This window comes from Campylobacter hepaticus, from assembly GCF_001687475.2.
GTDB lineage: Bacteria > Campylobacterota > Campylobacteria > Campylobacterales > Campylobacteraceae > Campylobacter_D > Campylobacter_D hepaticus.
Window position 1 is genome coordinate 678,562 of sequence record NZ_CP031611.1, and the last position, 18,120, is coordinate 696,681.

The 18,120-nt window shown below is 27.4% G+C and carries 18 protein-coding genes; 6 read left to right on the plus strand and 12 right to left on the minus strand.

What is annotated here, in order from left to right; all coding sequences use genetic code 11:
- Positions 1–367: 367 nt before the first annotated feature.
- Positions 368–1,897, plus strand: coding sequence for a peptide MFS transporter (locus tag A2J15_RS03350; protein WP_066776722.1), 1,530 nt, complete (start codon positions 368–370; stop codon positions 1,895–1,897).
- Positions 1,884–3,671 carry an aminopeptidase P family protein gene (locus A2J15_RS03355; RefSeq protein WP_066776720.1) on the plus strand — a complete coding sequence of 596 codons (1,788 nt, stop codon included), beginning with the start codon at positions 1,884–1,886 and terminating at the stop codon, positions 3,669–3,671. The genes A2J15_RS03350 and A2J15_RS03355 overlap by 14 nt, the downstream gene beginning before the upstream one ends.
- A gap of 43 nt (positions 3,672–3,714) precedes the next feature.
- Here the strand turns inward: A2J15_RS03355 and mrdA are convergent, their stop codons facing one another.
- The 12 genes from mrdA to A2J15_RS03415 all read right to left on the minus strand — a co-directional run bounded on the left by mrdA (position 3,715) and on the right by A2J15_RS03415 (position 14,480).
- Complete coding sequence (gene mrdA / locus A2J15_RS03360; protein ID WP_066776714.1) at positions 3,715–5,514, minus strand: penicillin-binding protein 2; 1,800 nt, start codon at positions 5,512–5,514, stop codon at positions 3,715–3,717.
- Positions 5,515–6,009 carry a hypothetical protein gene (locus A2J15_RS03365; protein ID WP_066776711.1) on the minus strand — a complete coding sequence of 165 codons (495 nt, stop codon included), beginning with the start codon at positions 6,007–6,009 and terminating at the stop codon, positions 5,515–5,517. It abuts the gene before it with no gap.
- Positions 6,006–6,602, minus strand: a complete 597-nt coding sequence (yihA, locus tag A2J15_RS03370) for a ribosome biogenesis GTP-binding protein YihA/YsxC (protein WP_066776707.1) — start codon at positions 6,600–6,602, stop codon at positions 6,006–6,008. The genes A2J15_RS03365 and yihA overlap by 4 nt, the downstream gene beginning before the upstream one ends.
- Positions 6,599–7,060 carry an LptA/OstA family protein gene (locus A2J15_RS03375; protein ID WP_066776702.1) on the minus strand — a complete coding sequence of 154 codons (462 nt, stop codon included), beginning with the start codon at positions 7,058–7,060 and terminating at the stop codon, positions 6,599–6,601. The genes yihA and A2J15_RS03375 overlap by 4 nt, the downstream gene beginning before the upstream one ends.
- Positions 7,042–7,557: a hypothetical protein gene (locus tag A2J15_RS03380; protein ID WP_066776699.1), complete on the minus strand. Its 516-nt coding sequence runs from the start codon at positions 7,555–7,557 to the stop codon at positions 7,042–7,044. Before A2J15_RS03380 ends, A2J15_RS03375 begins: the two co-directional genes overlap by 19 nt.
- Positions 7,548–8,036 (minus strand): HAD hydrolase family protein, encoded by a 489-nt coding sequence (locus A2J15_RS03385; protein ID WP_066776695.1) that lies wholly within the window; start codon positions 8,034–8,036, stop codon positions 7,548–7,550. Before A2J15_RS03385 ends, A2J15_RS03380 begins: the two co-directional genes overlap by 10 nt.
- Positions 8,037–8,039: 3 nt before the next feature.
- On the minus strand, positions 8,040–8,870 hold the full coding sequence (locus tag A2J15_RS03390; protein WP_066776693.1) for a septal ring lytic transglycosylase RlpA family protein: 831 nt from the start codon (positions 8,868–8,870) through the stop codon (positions 8,040–8,042).
- Positions 8,830–9,948, minus strand: a complete 1,119-nt coding sequence (locus tag A2J15_RS03395; protein WP_066776690.1) for a lytic transglycosylase domain-containing protein — start codon at positions 9,946–9,948, stop codon at positions 8,830–8,832. The genes A2J15_RS03390 and A2J15_RS03395 overlap by 41 nt, the downstream gene beginning before the upstream one ends.
- The gene (locus tag A2J15_RS03400) at positions 9,945–10,757 is read right to left on the minus strand and encodes a TatD family hydrolase (RefSeq protein WP_066776682.1); all 813 of its coding nucleotides are present in this window, start codon (positions 10,755–10,757) and stop codon (positions 9,945–9,947) included. Before A2J15_RS03400 ends, A2J15_RS03395 begins: the two co-directional genes overlap by 4 nt.
- A complete protein-coding gene (gene cbrR / locus A2J15_RS03405) occupies positions 10,748–11,992 on the minus strand; it encodes a bile resistance response regulator CbrR (protein WP_066776679.1) in 1,245 nt (414 codons plus the stop codon). The genes A2J15_RS03400 and cbrR overlap by 10 nt, the downstream gene beginning before the upstream one ends.
- Positions 11,993–12,096: 104 nt before the next feature.
- Positions 12,097–13,620, minus strand: coding sequence for an AAA family ATPase (locus tag A2J15_RS03410; RefSeq protein WP_066776676.1), 1,524 nt, complete (start codon positions 13,618–13,620; stop codon positions 12,097–12,099).
- Positions 13,620–14,480 carry an NAD(+) kinase gene (locus A2J15_RS03415; RefSeq protein WP_066776674.1) on the minus strand — a complete coding sequence of 287 codons (861 nt, stop codon included), beginning with the start codon at positions 14,478–14,480 and terminating at the stop codon, positions 13,620–13,622. The genes A2J15_RS03410 and A2J15_RS03415 overlap by 1 nt, the downstream gene beginning before the upstream one ends.
- Positions 14,481–14,569: 89 nt before the next feature.
- Here A2J15_RS03415 and aspS point away from each other — a divergent pair, with 89 nt between their 5' ends.
- From aspS to msrA, 4 genes are read left to right on the plus strand one after another with little or no spacing between them, the layout of a single operon-like run.
- The gene (gene aspS / locus A2J15_RS03420; protein WP_066776671.1) at positions 14,570–16,321 is read left to right on the plus strand and encodes an aspartate--tRNA ligase; all 1,752 of its coding nucleotides are present in this window, start codon (positions 14,570–14,572) and stop codon (positions 16,319–16,321) included.
- The gene (locus tag A2J15_RS03425; protein ID WP_066776668.1) at positions 16,318–16,893 is read left to right on the plus strand and encodes an adenylate kinase; all 576 of its coding nucleotides are present in this window, start codon (positions 16,318–16,320) and stop codon (positions 16,891–16,893) included. Before aspS ends, A2J15_RS03425 begins: the two co-directional genes overlap by 4 nt.
- Positions 16,894–16,903: 10 nt before the next feature.
- Positions 16,904–17,422, plus strand: a complete 519-nt coding sequence (ppa, locus tag A2J15_RS03430; RefSeq protein ID WP_066776666.1) for an inorganic diphosphatase — start codon at positions 16,904–16,906, stop codon at positions 17,420–17,422.
- A gap of 43 nt (positions 17,423–17,465) precedes the next feature.
- Complete coding sequence (gene msrA, locus A2J15_RS03435; RefSeq protein ID WP_066776663.1) at positions 17,466–17,969, plus strand: peptide-methionine (S)-S-oxide reductase MsrA; 504 nt, start codon at positions 17,466–17,468, stop codon at positions 17,967–17,969.
- The last annotated feature ends 151 nt before the right edge of the window (positions 17,970–18,120 follow it).

The window sequence follows — 18,120 nt, forward strand, 5'->3', positions numbered from 1 at the left end:
ATACACAATCTAGAATATTTAAATATGCATTCTCAAATTCATAGTATTGAACTTGACAATTCAAGAAATTTAAATCTGCATTTAAAACTAAATATATCTTTTATTGATAAAAATAAAATTTATTTCCCATTTTAATCATTTTATTTTTAAATATAAAAATAATATTAATTTTATCATTATTATAAATTTTATACCAATATTTTTAAAATTTATAATAATTATTACATTTAATAATAAAATTAGGTCACATATTGTAACATATAATACACAGAAATATTAAAAAATGTTACTAAATTATATAATTTATATATTTTTGTTAGATATTTCATATAATGAAATAAATATTTTAAAAAAGAGGTAATTTAATATGCAAAATAAAAAAATAAATACGGCTTTTTTAGGACATCCAAAACCTTTATTTAGTTTATCTATGATAGAAGTTTGGGAAAGATTTTCTTTTTATGGAATTCGCCCCTTACTTGTATTATTTATGTCTGCAGCCATTAACCTAGGTGGACTTGGTATGGAAAGAGAAAGTGCTGCCGCTATAGTAGGAATCTTTGCAGGATGTTTATACCTTGCGGCTTTACCTGGAGGCTGGATTGCAGATAATTATCTAGGACAAAAAAAAGCAATATTTCTAGGATCTATCATCATAGCTTTAGGTCATTTAAGCATAGCTCTTTCTATTTTTGATTCCTTGATGTTTTTTATAGGATTAGGATTTATAGTCGTAGGAACTGGTTTATTTAAAACCTGTGCTTCTGTAATGGTAGGCATGCTTTATAAAAATAATGACACTAGGCGTGATTCAGGTTTTACTATATTTTACATGGGTATTAACCTTGGAGCTTTTATCGCTCCTTTAATTTGTGGCTTATTACAAAAAGAATATGGATGGCATATTGGTTTTGGTGCGGGTGGACTTGGCATGCTTTTAGCCGTTATAATTTTTTATTTTAAAACCATACCAGATTTAAAAGAATTTAATCAAGAAATTGGTTTAGCATATGATTGGGAAAAACCTGTTAAAGAAAACAAACATATGGGTCTTATTGTTATTACTTGTCTTGCTATTTTTGCGACAATAATTGCTTTATCTTATTTTGGGTTAATTGATTTAAGCCCAGTTTCACTATCTAAAAAAATGATTTTTGTTATTTTAACTTGCACAGGAATTTATTTTTTATATCTTTTCTTTTTCAGCTCTTTAAGTAATAAAGAAAAAAAGAATCTAATTGTTTTTGTCGTTTTATTTCTTGCAGCAGTATTTTTTTGGAGTTTTTTTGAACAACAACCAACTTCTTTTAATCTTTTTGCACAAGATTTTACAGACAAAGTAATCTTTGGCTGGGAAATACCAACGCCATGGTTTCAATCTCTTAATTCCATCTTTGTTATAATTTTTGCACCTATTATGTCTGCTATATGGATTTTTCTTGACAAACGTGGTTTAAAACTATCTTCTATTACTAAATTTACCCTGGGAATTTTAATGGCAGGTGTATGTTTTATGATCATGATGTTTGCAGCTAAAAATGTCTTAACTAGCAATGCAAGCGTTTCCATGCTTTGGATTATTGCTAGTATGTGGTTCTTATCTTTAGGAGAATTATGTCTTTCTCCTGTTGGCTTATCGATAATGACTCAAATTGCTCCTAATCTAATAAAAAATCAAGTTATGGGACTTTGGTTTGTAGCAGGAGCCCTGGGAAATGTAGTTGCAGGATTAATTGGAGGACATGTTGATGACAAAAATATATCTTCTTTGCCTGATCTATTTGGACAATGTATGTGGTTATTATTTATAATGACTCTAATTTTATTTTTAATAAGAAAACCTATTTATAAAATAATAGAAAATCAAAAAGAAAAGGAAGCAAATGAACATTTATAAAACAAGAGTTGAACAAATTAGACAACTCATGATAAAAGAAAAAATCGATGCTTATTTAATTTTAAGTGCTGATCCACATTTAAGTGAATATTTACCTGAATTTTATCAAAGTAGAGTTTTTGTAAGTGGTTTTAAAGGTTCTGTAGGCACTTTACTTATTACCCATAAAGAAGCTTTTTTATGGGTAGATGGAAGATATTGGCTTCAAGCTGAAAAAGAATTAAAAAATACCTCCATAATGCTTCAAAAACAAGATACCAATAATACTTTTACAAAATGGTTAAAAGAAAATTTAAATGAAGATCAAAATTTAGGTGTAGATTTTGCAGTTTTACCTCTATCTTTACAAAAAGAATTGCAAAAACACTGTAAAGCTAAATTAAAACATAAAGATTTTATTACTCCAATTTGGGAAAATCGCCCTATCTTGCCTAAAAATAAAATTTATGAACACGAATTAGAATATTGTTCATATACAAGAAAAGAAAAACTCAGTCTTGTACGTGAAAAAATGGCTCAACTTCAAGCAAAAAATCATCTTATCTCTAGTCTTGATGACATAGCATGGATTACCAATTTAAGAGGAAGTGATGTAAATTATAATCCTGTATTTTTAAGCCACTTATTAATCTTAGAAAATCAAGCTTTACTTTTTGTAGATAAAGAAAAAATTGATTTTGAACTTGAAAAAAAATTAAATTCTGATGGCATTTGGCTTAAAGATTATAAAGAAATTGAAAATGAACTCAAACAACTCCAAAATACAAGCTTACTTATAGAACCATTAAAAATGACTGCTTTATTAATAAGCTTTTTAAATAAAAATGTTACAATTTTAGAAGAAATCAATCCTAGTACTCACTTAAAAGCTACTAAAACAAATAAAGAAATCGCACATATTCAAAATGCTATGATAGAAGATGGGGTAGCTTTATGTAAATTTTTTGCTTGGCTTGAAGAAAGCATTGAAAATAATATACAAATAAGTGAACTTGATATTGATACCAAAGTTACCCAACTAAGATCTCAAAGTCCTTATTATATTAGTAACAGTTTTGCTACTATAGCAGGTTTTAATGGCAATGGAGCTTTTCCACATTATAGAGCAGAAAAAGAAAATTTTTCCTATATTCAAAAAGATGGACTTTTACTTATAGATTCTGGCGGACAATACAAAAATGGTACCACAGATATTACCCGAGTGGTACCTATAGGCAAGATAAATGAAGAACAAATTCATGATTATACTTTAGTTTTAAAAGCTCATATAGCTATGTCAAGTACTATTTTCCCAAAAGATATCTGTATGCCTTTACTTGATAGCATAACAAGAGTGCCTTTATGGCAAGAACAACTCGATTATGCTCATGGAACAGGTCATGGGGTGGGCTATTTTTTAAATGTTCATGAAGGCCCTCAAGTACTTTCTTATCTTAGCCCTGTACTTGAAAAAACAAAAGCCAAAGAAGGAATGTTAAGTTCCATAGAACCAGGAATTTATAAAGTGGGAAAATGGGGTATTAGACTTGAAAACTTGGTGGTTAATACAAAAATAGATAAACCTAAAAATAAAGATTTTGGAGAATTTCTATATTTTAAAACTCTAACACTTTGTCCTTTTGAATTAAGCTGCATTGATCAAAACATATTAGATGAAAAGGAAAAATCTTGGATCAATAATTACCATCAAGAAGTTTATGAAAAACTTTCCCCTAAGCTCCACAATGAACCAAAAGCTTTAAAATGGCTAGAAGAAAGAACTAGGATGATTTAAAATCAATAAAAACTAGAATACTTTTTCTAGTTTTTATTTTAAATTATTTAAAATATCCCAAATCTATCATTTTTTGATAAATTTTTGCTGTAGTAAGTCCTGAAGTTATAGTCCTACCTCCATGCTCAACCAATACAGTTACTACATAACGTGGCTTAGAATAAGGTGCATAAGAAGTCACCCAAGCATGTGATCTTGTATAATATTGAAATTGCTTTTCATCAACCCTATTTTTATCAGTTTGAGAAAAACCTACTACTTGTGCTGTTCCTGTCTTAGCTGCGATCTTGATATCAAGATTATGTAAATAGCGATAAGACGTTCCTCCTTGCTCATTAGCTACTGCATACATGGCATCTCTTATATAAGGCAATTGGCTCTTTTCGAATAAAGTAAAAATCTCTTTTTTATTTGAAAAATCTTGCATTGCGGTATTATTATTTTCTATGCTTTTTAAAAAATGCGGTATAAGTTCTTCACCTTTTGCAATTTGAGCAGTATATCTAGCAATTTGCATAGGAGTAGCAAGAAAATTACCCTGACCTATAGCCGTATTTAAAGTATCACCTTGAAACCAAGCTTGTTTATACCTTTGCATTTTCCATTCTTTGCTTGGCAAGGTACCTACAAATTCATTAGGCAAATCAACCCCGGTTTTTGCACCAAAACCAATACGAGATAAGGTTTCATTAATTTGATCTATTCCAACTTGCAAACTTCCATTATAAAAATAAACATCACAACTATATTTTATAGCATGTTTTAAATCTACAGCACCATGTCCTGATCTATTCCAACATCTAAAAAATCTACCACCAAGCTCTATACTACCATTACAAACATATTGAGTTGATGGGCTAATATTTTTTGAATTTAAAAAAGAAAGCCCCACTCCCATTTTTATAACAGAACCTGGAGGATAATATCCATTAATAAGTTTATTTGTAAAAGGATGATCAAGATTATTTGAAAGTTCATCCCATTCTTTAAAAGAAATTCCTGTTACAAAAGGATTAAGATCATATTCAGGATAACTTCCAGCTGCTAAAATAGATCCATCATTAATATCCATAATAATAGCAGCACCTGCATTACCTTCAAATAACGAAGTTAAATAAGATTGAAGCTCTATATCAATACTTAATTGTATATCATTAGATAAAGGAGGAGTGTAAGATAGTTGCTCAACTTCTTGATTTAAAGCATTTACTTTATAAATTCTACTCCCCTTTTTACCTTGTAAAATATCATTATAATAGCGTTCTATACCACTTTTACCAGTATAATTTGCAAGTTTTGCAATCTCATTTTCTTGAATATCTTGCAAATTTGCTTTTCCTACATAACCAATAATATGAGAAGCTAATTTACCAAAAGGATATTTTCTTTTTACAACAGGATCTATTTTTATAATTTTATTAAGATTTAACTCTGAATAATAAGGAATTATCTCATCATAAGGTATAAAATCTATAACCTTAATAAAATCTTGATTATAATAAGAATCATTTTTTTTGTAAATATCAACTAATTTTTTAGCATTTAAATCAGGAAATAAATCCTCAAGTTTAGACAATTCTTTTTCTAAAATACCTTTTTTTGATTTTTTAATACTCAAATAAGGCTCAATAGAAATACTAAAACCTAAATCATTAATAGCTAATAATGTCCCATTTCTATCGGTAATTTGTCCCCTAACAGGTACTAAAAATTCAGTTTTTATAGCATTTTGTTTAGCAAGTTCTTCATAATATACATTTGATTTTATACTCAAATAATAAACACGACTTAATAAAAATATAAAAAATAAAAGTATAAAAAAAACAACCAAACGCATTCTCATTTAAATTTTATCCTTAAAAAATACATAAGCTAATAAAGATTCCATAAACACTAAAACAAAATATACCCAAGATAAAATTTTAATCTCTTCATCTTCAATATAAGAAAATACAATATCTAAAAATAAAACGATAAAATAGGTACAAAGAACAAAAACTACAGGAATAAATTTACCTATTTTTAAGTTTGTTTTAATCCAATCAGCACAAATATAATAAAAAATAAAAAATGCAAACCAGGATGAAAAAATAACAAAATTATAAGTAACATCAGTAAAAAATAAAAAAAATAAAGAAAAATACCATCTAAAATCTAATTTAGAAAAATTTCTTTCTCTTTCCTCTAAAAGGCAAAACATATAACAAAAAAATATACCATAAAGTAAAGGGGCATATATAAAAATAGAACCAAGAATTTGATAAATAATAAAAAAAAATCCTAAAATAATATAATTACCATTAAATTTTGCTTTATAAATATTAAGATTTCTTCTCATTTATCAAAGCCTAAAATTTGATTAATTATTGCATACTCTAAAGAATCAAGGCCTATTTTATTCGTATTTGAAACTAAAATACAATCTTTGAATTCATGTTTTAATTTAACCTTTTCACTTTGATTCAATTTATCGCATTTAGTAAAAACTTTTAAAATTTTTTGATCTAATTTTAAAAAACTTTTTAAATAATCATTTAAATACATATCAATTTCTAAATGAGTATGTCTTGCATCTATTAAATGTACAAATAATTTAATAGAAGTTCTAAGTTTTAAAAACTCATCTAAATTACGATTCCATATTTGCTTTAAATTTTTTGAAACTTTTGCATATCCAAAACCGGGTAAATCAATAAAATTAATATTAAATTTTTCTTCATCTTTTTTACACATTACCTCAAAAAAATTAATCATTTGAGTTTTACCAGGAGTTGCTGAACTTTTAGCTAATTTTTTTTGCTTGCACAAAGAGTTAATCAAAGAACTTTTTCCAACATTAGAACGCCCTAAAAAAGCTACTTCACTAATATTTGATTGTAAATTTTTATCAAATTTCACCAAAGAGGTAATAAATTTAGCACCAATTATCATTTATCTTTGAGCTCAAACACAAAACGAGCAGGTTTTTGATCCTTACTCTCTACACGATAAATATTAGCTTTTCTATCTATTACAATTTTATCTCCATAAAGCTTTTGATTACTGCTAAGCTCGTTTATATAAGCATTTCCATTTATTTCATATACATCTTGAACAACATTATAAATAAATTTATCCCCACTTCCTTTATATGTTTTATCTTTTAAAATAATCTTAAATCTAGCATTTTGCATAGCTTCATAACGAATAGGTTTGCGATTTTTATCCGTATAAATAATTAATTTTTCAGAATTTAAAATATCATCACCTCTAATCACTTCTACATTACCGCTTAATATGCTTTCACCTTTATTTTCATCTGAATAAAAATTCAAAGCTTTTACTTCAATTTGCCCTCCTAAAACCACACTTACACAAGCTAAAAATAAAATTATTTTTCTCGCAAACACGCATTTACTCCTTGAATATTTAAAATTTTATTTTTTATATCATAATTTAAAATATTTCCATTAATAATATTTCCATTAATCAAAGCTTTAAAATCAGTATGAGTATATAAAATTTTATCTTTAGGTTGATATTCTACTTCTTCAGAAGTAATTTTTACACCATTAAGACCTACATAAGTTACATTTCCCTCAAATAAAACCTTATTCATATCTTTATCAAAAAATTCTAAACGTTTAGCACTTAAATTAAAATCTAAATTTAAATTAATAAAATCATAAAACTCATCTTTATTAGCATATCTTATCCAAGAACGAGTTTTATAATAAGCTTTAACCACACTGGTATTGCTCTCATAAGCTCTTAAATTTTGAGCTTCAATATTTTTAAAATTTAAAGCATGAGCTTGCAAATTTAAAGAATATGGATCTTGCAAACTCAAAATTGTAAAAGTAATAGTAAAAAGAGCAATCAAAATTCCAAAAATTTTTATAGCCAAAGCTTATCCCATTTTTCTTTTAAATTATTCTTTTTTATTAAAATCTCTATCATTTGCGCCACAGCAGCTTGACCACCTTTTTTATCAAGTACTATATCTACTTTTAAATCTTTATGAGCATCCTTAGGTTTAAAACTCATTCCTACATTTTCAAGAAGAGACTTATCATTTAAATAATCTCCAATAGCAGCACATTGAAAAAATTCTAAATTACATTGATGTAAAATTTCTTTTGCACAAGAAAGCTTATCTTTAACACCTTGATACAAAATATTTATTTTTAAATCTTTAGCTCTTTTCTCCACACAAGGACAAATTCTGCCTGTAATAATAGCAAGTTTTTTTCCAAGCTTTAGCCAAGCCTCAATAGCTGCTCCATCTTTAACATCAAATTCTTTAACAAAGGTTCCATTTGAAGTATAAATAATTTTTCCATCTGTTAAACAACCATCTACATCTAAAAAAATTAATTCTATCATTTTTTATTCTCTTACAACAAAAGCACCTGAAAATACACCACTTGCAGCAAAATCTCTAGCCTCATCTTCACTTCTAAAACCTGTTAAAAAAACACGACTTAAGCCATCTGCTGAACTTTTACGTATAGTACTACTATAAGTTCTATAAGTTTTATATTTAGATTCTATAGTCCTAGCTCCATCTGAATTTTTAAAAGCTCCAATTTGCACCATAAAATTCCCGCCTTCATAAATTTGTCCATTATTGACAATCTCACCACTACTACCATAATTTACATTAGAATGTACAATGTTATTACCTGAATTTTTAGAACCAAAACCTATAACTTCAAGTCTTACAGGAGCTGTACCTGAAGCAAGCATATCAATTTCACTTGCAGCCCCTTTTGACAAATCTATAATACGATTGTTTACAAAAGGACCTCTATCATTCACACGAACAATAACTTCACGTTTATTATTTAAATTAGTTACCTTTAAAATAGTATTCATAGGCAAGGTTTTATGAGCTGCACTTAAACCATCTTGATTATAAATTTCCCCATTAGAAGTTTTCTTTCCATGAAAACCTGGGCCATACCAACTAGCAATTCCATCAGCAGTTTCACCTACAGATACAACAGTAGGATAATAAGTTTTACCATTAATAGTATAAGGTTTCATGGTTCCTTTAGCACTTGATGATGAATGAGGCGTACTTTTAAAGTCATTAGATGGATAATATATTGTAGCATTATCCATGCTAGAAAAAAAACTTGTACTTAAACAACCACTAAAAATCAATCCTGTTAAACTAACGGCTAACAACTTTAGCATAATTATTTTTCTTTGCATTCACATTCTCCTTAATTGGTATAATTAATTTTTGATTAACACTAAGATGATTTTTTGTAATTTGATTTAATTGACGAATAGTATCAATATCTATATTATAATTTTTTGCAATTTTATATAAAGAATCCCCTGATTTAACAATATAAATTCTTGTCATAGGTATACTTGTATCTACTTTTGAAAGTTTGTCTACTTTAAAATTTTGATTAAAAAATGCTACTTTATTTATAGGTATATATATATAATACCCTTTACCTGGGGGCGTAAAATCATGCTTAAATTGAGGATTATATTTTTTAAACTTTGAAAAATCCATATTTAATTTCCGTGCTATTTCCCTTAAAGAAACAGAAGAGGGAATATCAACTTTTATAAATTCATTACTTAAAGCATAATTAATTAAAGATGCATCCTCATCTAATAAAAAATCTCTATCATTAGCTAAAAAAGCGAAGGTTAAAATTTTTCTTATGAAATTTCTAGTTTCCAAAGAAAGATATTTTTTATCAGGATCAAGCAACACACTTAAATCATCACTTTTTGCTTGCTTAATAGCTTGTTTTAACTTAGCATTTCCACAATTATAAGCTAAAAAAGCTAAATACCATTTACCAAATTCTTCTTTTAATATTTTTAAATAATTTATAGCTGCATAGGTTGATTTAACAGGATCGCGTCTTTCATCAACATAAGCATCTATTCTCAAACCTAAATCTTTGGCTGTTGCTTGCATAAATTGCCAAACACCTACTGCTTTAGCATTTGAAACGCTATGAGTTTTCAATCCTGATTCAACCATAGCTAAATATAAAATTTCTTCAGGGAGTTCTTCTTGAGCTAAAATTTTTCTTATCATAAATGTAAGTTGAGAAAAATTTTGCATGCTATTTATTAAACTTTGAGTATGTTTTGATTTTAAATCTTGTTGCGTTTGAATAAAAACTAAATCACTTATAAAACTTGGGTGTATATCCAAATTTCTTAAAATATTCATTTGTCTATCATAAAATTCAGGAGTACTCATTTGTGCAAAAACAAAGGTATAAAAAAATATAAAACATAATGAAATTTTTTTCATCCAGTACCCTTAAAAAATAATTTTTCAGAATTATTAAAACAAAGCTCTAAAAGTTCTTTCCTCGGTAAAGATAAAATTTCAGACATCTTATTTGCTACAAATTGAGTAAATAAAGGCTCATTTCTTTTTCCACGATAAGGCTCTGGGGTTAAATAAGGAGCATCAGTTTCAAGCAATAATTTTTCCTTAGGAATCTTAGGTAAAATTTCAAGTAATTTTTTAGCATTTTTAAAAGTCAAAACTCCACCTATACCAAAATAAAAGCCCTCTTCACAAAGACGTAATAAATGTTCACTTGCATTAAAACAATGCAAAACTCCACCTTGAAGATCTTTTGAATAATAATGTAAAATTTCATAAGTATCAAAATTAGCTTCTCTTGAATGAATAATAATAGGTTTTTTAAATTCAATAGCAAGTTCAACTTGAGCTATAAAAACCTTCTTCTGTCTTTCTTTTTCTTTTTCAATTTCTTCTAAAATATCACTTTTAAAACGAAAATAATCAAGCCCACATTCACCAATAGCTACACATTTTTTATGAGATAAATACTGCCTTAATACCATTTCATCATAATTATCAATTTCATAAGGATGCACACCAGCTGCAAAAAAAATATTTTCATATTGTTCTGCAATTTTAGCCGCATAAGGGAGATCGTTTATATCAGCACCTGGTATAATTATTTTTTCTATACCATTGTTAAAAGCACGATTTATAATCTCATCTAAATCATCTTTAAACATTTCACTATCCAAATGGCAATGTGTATCAATAATTTTACCATCATTTTCAAAATTTAAGAACATATTTCAACCCTATCTTTACCATTATTCTTAGCCTGAGCTAATACCCTATCTGCTTTTTGAACTAAATTATCAAATTTATCTTTACTCGTTCCAAAAACTACACCTATAGACACTGTAAAAAAAACTTCATCTAAATTTACTAAAACACCTGTTTTTTTAATATTTACACGTATACGAGAAAAAATCTTAATAGCTTTTTCTTGAGATATATTTTTAAGTATAATACAAATTTTTTCTCCACTATATTGACCCACAAGATCACGTCCTTTAACTTCATTAACAATCTCATTAGCACAAATTTTAATTACCTCATCGCCTACATCATAACCATACTCTTCATTAATCATTTCAAGATTATCTATATTCAAAAAAGCAAAAGCAAATTCTTCTTCTTTTACAGCTACTTGAGCAAAATAATCTTCAATACCACTCATTAAAGCATTATAATTTTTAATTCCAGAAACAGGATCTAAAATATTATAAGTATTTAAAAATTTCTTATCTTCCATATAAGATAAACATCGATCCAAACGACAATTAAAACTTTCTTTATTTAAAGGTTTAAATAAATATTCATTAACACTATTTTTAAAAGCATCAACTTCAAAAGTATCATTATGCTCACCTAAAAGAATCACACACAATTCATCATCATTAAAACGTTCTCTTACTTGATTTAACAATTCAAAACCATTAATTACAGGCATATGCGCATCGGCAATAATAAGCTTAATATCATTATTATCATTTAAATAACTTAAAGCTTCTTCACCATGAGCTGCAGCTAAAACATTAAATTTTCTTTGAGTGAGTATTTTTTTAATTTCATTGCGCTCATTTAAATTACTCATAGCCAAAATGACTTTAGTTTTTGCATATTGATTTAATTTTACAATAGAATTGATAATCTCATCAATACAAGTTTCACTTTCTTTAAAAATATAATCAAGTATATCTTTATGCATAAATTTTTCTTTAGTAGCTTTATCTGCACTAGCTGTTAATACTACAACTGGAGTTTTCTTTTCAATAATATAATCAACCACTTCACCATTTGGTGCATCTAATAAACATAAATCTGCAAAAACTAAAAAATACTCATTTTCCATTAATTCTTGAGCCTTTGCAAAGTCAAAAGCAATATCTACTTCATAATTCAAAGTTGTTTGAATTTTTTTAGCTAAAAGCTTTGCAAGCATTTTATTATCATCAATAATTAAAATTTTTTTACCCATTGTGCAAAATACCTTTATATTGAAATTTTATCTACGTTATACTTATTTTAAGAAAGAAAATTTTTATAATTATATATTTTAGCATAATAAAATAAAAAATCCACTTAACCCCTAAATAAAGTTTTAGCAAATTCAAGCGCTTCATCGCTTACAAGTTCACCACTAACCATTCTAGCAAGCTCTTTTATCCTCTCATCTTGATTAAGCTTTTTTACCACACTTTCCCCATCTTTATTTTCAACCAAGAAATGATTATGGGCCCTAGAAGAAAGTTGAGGCAAATGCGAAATAGCAAAAATTTGATAAAACTCTGAAAGCTCTACTAGGATTCTTGCTATACTCATAGCTTCTTTTCCGCTTAAATTAGCATCAATTTCATCTAAAAACAATATACCCTTGCCTTCATTTAAAATTTTACATTCTGTAGCTATAAAAGCAAGTCTTAAACGATTTAATTCTCCTGAACTTAAATTTTTCAAACTTGTTAAATTAATATCTAGCACAATCTCATCTTTACCAAAAACTGCAATTTTATTATTTTCTTTAAGGGTTAAACTTAAATCTTTCATATAAAGATTTTTAAGATAATCGTTTAATAAATCTTCTAATTTTTGAAGATTTTTACTTCTTTTTTGACTTATTATTTGTGCTTTTTGCATGCATTTTTGTTCTAATACTTGTACTTTATTTTCAAGTTCTTTTTTTTCAAAACTTAAATTTTCATAATGTTGCAATTCTTGTTTTTTGGACTTTAAAACCTCTAAAGTATTTTCTATACTTTCATAACGTTTAATAAGATAAGACAAATTTTCAATACGATTTAAAAGCGTTTCAACATCAAAATCCAAATCTTCCATTTTTAAATTTTCATAAATAATACGCAACTCATTTAAACATTCACTAAAAAAACTTGGATCTACTTCACTTAAATTTAAAGCATCTATTACAACTTTTTCAAAATCAAAAATACGCTCTGCTTTACTCCAAGCTTGTTCTAATTTATCTTTCTTAGAAAGCTTTTTTTTAAGTGTTAAAAGCTCTTCATATTCGCCTATTTTAGGATTGATACTTGAAATTTTTTCAATTTGTATTTTAGCAAGCTCTTTTAATTCTTCTATTTTTGCTTCTTCTTCTAAAAGAAGATTTAATTGATTTAAAGCTTCTATATATTCATAAAATTCCTTTTTAAATTCTTCCAAAAAAGAAATAAATTGTGAATCTTGTTGAACTTCTAAAGTATCTAAAAGCTTTAAAAATTTTTCATTACTAAATTCATTATTCTCTTTAACACTCAAATATTTAATAAAGGTTTTACTTAAATTGTATAAACTTTTTTTGGCTATACTTTGATTATTAATAAAATATTTAGTATTTTTTTCTTTTAAAACTTTAAATACATTCTCTTCTTCACTCTCTATACCAAAACTTTCTAAATCCAATCTATCATCAAGTCTAACTTCAACAAATTTAGCTTCACTTTCACATAAAGAAAAAGCTGATAAAATTCCTTTAAATAAAACTGATTTTCCTACCCCGCTAAGACCTGTAAAAACTGTAAGTCCTTTAGAAATTTGAAGCTCTACTTTTTTAAAGCTAAGATTTTCCTTTATTAAAATTTTATCAATCATTAATTTCCCCAATGCAATTTTTCTTTTAAAATTTGAAAATAATCTCTATTTTTAGGATGAATTAAAGATACATTTTTATCACTTAAACCCACTTTTACACTTTTAAAATCATTCATTTGATAATTTTCTTGCCCATCTACACAAAGTATACAATCTTTTGCCATGATTTCTATTTCAAAACCCTTTGGTAAAACAATAGGTCTTTGAGTTAAAGAATGAGAACATACAGGTGTTAATATAAAAGCTTGTGCTAAGGTATAAACTATAGGTCCATTAGCACTTAAATTATAAGCTGTTGAACCTGCTGGAGTTGCAACAATAAGACCATCTCCAAAATACTCATTAAATTTTTTAGCCTTTCTAAACACTTCTATATGAGCCATAGACGCTTTATTATTTTTACCAATAACTATATCATTAAAGGCTAATTTTTCTAAATTTTTTCCTTGTTTATTTTCCAAAGAGAGACTCAATAAATAAGGTTTTTCAACCCTAAATTCCCCTTGAAAAAATGCTTTAAAAAAATTTTCTGCCTCATCCATTTTAAAATTGGTTAAAAAACCCAAACGTCCTGCATGAATTCCTAAAAGTGGCTTATCATGCTCACAAGCTTTACAGCATAAAGAAATCAAAGTTCCATCTCCACCTAAAGAAATAATCAAATCACATATTTTAAATAAATCATCAAGTTCATATTGTAATAAATTTAATATTTTAGAACTTTTTTTAAATAACACAAGTTCAATATCATATACTCTTAAAATTGTTTGAAGTTTTAAAATTTCTTTATCAAAACTCGAATTAGGTCGTGCAACAAGTCCAATTTTTTTAATATTTTTATAATCTATTTTATTTTGCATAAAAAATTATATCAAATCTTAGCAAAGCAAAAGAATAAAAATATTATAATTTTAATTTTTATCTTAAAAACATTTTTCAAGGAATAAATTTGCGAACTCATTATAATACAGACTTGGGAATTTCCCATGTTGGTCAAAGCGTTAAACTTTGCGGTTGGGTAAATAGCTACCGTGACCATGGTGGAGTTATTTTTATAGATTTAAGAGATAGAAGCGGTATTATTCAACTTGTTTGCGATCCTAATGATAGCAAAGCAGCTCATGAAATTGCTTCTAATGTAAGAAATGAATTTGTTTTAATTGTACAAGGCACCATACGTCCACGCGGAGAAGGGCTTATAAATTCAAAATTACAAACAGGAAAAATTGAAGTTGTTGTTTTTGAACTTAGTATAGAAAATGAAAGTCTTATTCCCCCTTTTGCTATTGGAGATGAAAATGTTAATGAAGAATTACGTCTAAAATATCGTTTTTTAGATCTAAGAAATCCTAAGCTTTATGACAATTTTGCCCTACGTTCTAAAGCTTGTATAGCCGCTAGAAATTCTTTAGCAAATATGGGTTTTTTAGAAGTTGAAACTCCTATTCTCACTAAAGCAACTCCAGAAGGCGCAAGAGATTATCTTGTACCTTCTCGTGTGCATCAAGGTCAATTTTATGCCCTTCCTCAAAGCCCTCAACTTTTCAAGCAACTTTTAATGTGCAGCGGTTTTGATCGTTATTTTCAAATTGCAAAATGTTTCAGAGATGAAGATTTAAGATCTGATCGTCAACCTGAATTCACACAAATTGATATAGAAATGAGTTTTTGCGAACAAAAAGATGTTATAACAACAGCTGAAATTTTGTTAAAAGATATTTTTAAAGCTTGTGGAAAAGAAATTCACATTCCTTTTCGACAAATACAATATCAAGAAGCTATGGAAAATTATGGATCTGATAAACCAGATTTAAGATTTGATCTTCAATTGATCGATGTTATTGATATTTTTGCAAAATCAAATAATGAAATTTTTGCAAATATTGCTAACAATACAAAGAAAAATCGTATTAAAGCCATACGTGTTCCTAAAGGTGATACTATTTTTTCAAAAAGACAAATGCAAAGATTTGAAGAATTTGTTCGCAAATTTGGTGCTCAAGGTTTAGCTTTTATACAAGTTAAAGAAGATGGTCTTAAAGGTCCTCTTTGTAAATTTTTTAACGAAGAAGATTTACAAACACTAGCTCAACGTTGCAAACTTGAAACCGGGGATGTAGTATTTTTTGGTGCAGGAAATAAAAAAACAGTACTTGATTATATGGGAAGATTTAGAATTTTTCTAGCTAATGAACTTAATCTTATTGATACAAATCTTTTAGAATTTGCATGGGTGATTGATTTTCCTATGTTTGAACAAAATGATGATGGAACTTATTCTGCAATGCATCATCCTTTTACCATGCCAAAAAATATTGACGCAGATGATTTAGAAGCTATTTCATCGTTTTCTTATGATATAGTGCTAAATGGAGTAGAACTTGGGGGTGGAAGCATTAGAATTCACAAAAATGATATACAACAAAAAGTTTTTAAACTACTTAATATAGACGAAAAACAACAAAAAGAACAATTTGGTTTTTTACTTAATGCTTTAAGTTTTGGAGCTCCTCCTCATGGGGGAATTGCAATAGGTCTTGATAGACTTATTATGCTAGTAACAAAATCTAATAGCATTAAAGAAGTAATAGCTTTTCCAAAAACTCAAAAAGCACAATGCTTTATGACACAAGCACCTTCAATAGCTAATAATGAAGCCTTAAGAGAATTAGGAATCAAACTAAGGGAGAATATCAAATGAAAGAATTATTTTTAATTATAGGTGCACCAGGGAGTGGAAAAACTACTGATGCAAGTTTAATAGCCCAAAGTGATACTCATATCACCCATTATTCAACAGGTGATCTTTTAAGATCTGAAATAGCGAGTGGGAGCGAACTTGGAAAAACTATAGATAGTTTTATCTCCAAAGGCAATCTTGTTCCTTTAGATATAGTTATTAATACTATAATTTCAGCTCTTAAAACTGCTCCAACACAAACTATTATTATTGATGGTTATCCAAGAAGCATAGAACAAATGATAGAATTTGATAAGGTTTTAAGTAAACAAAATGAAATTTCTCTCAAAGGAGTAATTGAAGTAAGAGTAAGCGAAGAAATAGCAAAAGAACGCGTCTTAGGTAGAAATCGTGGTGCGGATGATAATGAAGAAATTTTTTATAATAGAATGAAAGTATATACACAACCTTTAAATGAAATTCTAGCTTTTTATCAAAAGAAAAAACTTCATTTCATCATAGATGGAGAACGTACGATAGAACCTATTGTTGCTGATATGAAAGATTTGATTAAAAAAATTCAAAATATATAAAGGAAATAAAATGGATTTAAATAAAATTAAAATTGGAGAAATTCCAAATAAAATCAATGCAGTCATTGAAATTCCATATGGATCTAATATAAAATATGAAATTGATAAAGACAGTGCTGCTATTATGGTAGATCGTGTTATGGCTAGTGCAATGTTTTATCCTGCAAATTACGGCTTTATCCCTAATACCTTAGCTGATGATGGTGATCCTGTAGATATTTTAATTGTTAATGAATACCCTATACAAGCAGGAGCTATACTCCCTTGTCGTTTAATCGGAGTTTTAATTATGGAAGATGAAAGCGGTATGGATGAAAAACTGCTTGCTGTTCCTAATTCTAAAATCGATGCAAGATATGATAATATCAAAACTTACACAGATTTACCTCAAGCAAGCCTAAATAAAATCAAAAATTTTTTTGAAACATATAAAATATTAGAACCTAGCAAATGGGTTAAAGTACAAGATTTCCAAGATGAAAAAGCTGCTATTGCAATTTTAGAAAAAGCTATTAAAAATTATCGATAAATTCTTAGCTTTTTTAAGTTAAAAATTTTTTAGGAAAGAAACTATGAAAAGTATTATTTTAGGTGGTGGGTGCTTTTGGTGCATTCAAGCCGCCTTTGAACAAAAAGAAGGTGTCTTGCACACTGAAGTAGGTTATAGTGGAGGTAAAGCTAATCCCAACTATGAAAGTGTTTGCAATAAAGATGGCAATATAGAAGTTGTAAAATTAGACTATGAAGAAAAGCAAATTACACTCTTAGATATTTTAAATTTATTTTTTAAAATACATGATCCAACAAGTATGGATAAACAAGGTCCAGACATAGGTATACAATACCGTTCGGTAATTTTTTATCAAAATGAAGAAGATAAAATATTAATTGACAATTTTATTAAAGATCAACAAAAAATTTTAAATAAAAATATAGTTACTCAAGTTTTAAAACTAAAAGCTTATTATAAAGCTGAAGACTACCACCAACACTATTTTACAAAGAACCCTTCTCAAGCATATTGTCAAAATATTATTGCCCCAAAATTAGCTAAAATACAAAATTTTATTTTTTAAGTTTAAAAAAAATAATACTTTATTCACAGCTTTTTCACTCTGTGATTTTCTTCTTAAAATACCTAAAAATAGAACTTTAAGCTTTAAAATAAACAAAAAAATATTTATTGTTTTTTAAGTTTTTTTATGAATTTAATTTTTAATGTGAATA

Bases quoted from the DNA above. Each gene is read 5' to 3' on its own strand.
- A2J15_RS03350 (WP_066776722.1), top strand. From the start codon at position 368: ATGCAAAATAAAAAAATAAATACGGCTTTTTTAGGACATCCAAAACCT.
- A2J15_RS03355 (WP_066776720.1), top strand. From the start codon at position 1,884: ATGAACATTTATAAAACAAGAGTTGAACAAATTAGACAACTCATGATA.
- mrdA (WP_066776714.1), bottom strand. From the start codon at position 5,514: ATGAGAATGCGTTTGGTTGTTTTTTTTATACTTTTATTTTTTATATTT.
- A2J15_RS03365 (WP_066776711.1), bottom strand. From the start codon at position 6,009: ATGAGAAGAAATCTTAATATTTATAAAGCAAAATTTAATGGTAATTAT.
- yihA (WP_066776707.1), bottom strand. From the start codon at position 6,602: ATGATAATTGGTGCTAAATTTATTACCTCTTTGGTGAAATTTGATAAA.
- A2J15_RS03385 (WP_066776695.1), bottom strand. From the start codon at position 8,036: ATGATAGAATTAATTTTTTTAGATGTAGATGGTTGTTTAACAGATGGA.
- A2J15_RS03390 (WP_066776693.1), bottom strand. From the start codon at position 8,870: ATGCAAAGAAAAATAATTATGCTAAAGTTGTTAGCCGTTAGTTTAACA.
- A2J15_RS03395 (WP_066776690.1), bottom strand. From the start codon at position 9,948: ATGAAAAAAATTTCATTATGTTTTATATTTTTTTATACCTTTGTTTTT.
- A2J15_RS03400 (WP_066776682.1), bottom strand. From the start codon at position 10,757: ATGTTCTTAAATTTTGAAAATGATGGTAAAATTATTGATACACATTGC.
- cbrR (WP_066776679.1), bottom strand. From the start codon at position 11,992: ATGGGTAAAAAAATTTTAATTATTGATGATAATAAAATGCTTGCAAAG.
- A2J15_RS03410 (WP_066776676.1), bottom strand. From the start codon at position 13,620: ATGATTGATAAAATTTTAATAAAGGAAAATCTTAGCTTTAAAAAAGTA.
- A2J15_RS03415 (WP_066776674.1), bottom strand. From the start codon at position 14,480: ATGCAAAATAAAATAGATTATAAAAATATTAAAAAAATTGGACTTGTT.
- A2J15_RS03425 (WP_066776668.1), top strand. From the start codon at position 16,318: ATGAAAGAATTATTTTTAATTATAGGTGCACCAGGGAGTGGAAAAACT.
- ppa (WP_066776666.1), top strand. From the start codon at position 16,904: ATGGATTTAAATAAAATTAAAATTGGAGAAATTCCAAATAAAATCAAT.
- msrA (WP_066776663.1), top strand. From the start codon at position 17,466: ATGAAAAGTATTATTTTAGGTGGTGGGTGCTTTTGGTGCATTCAAGCC.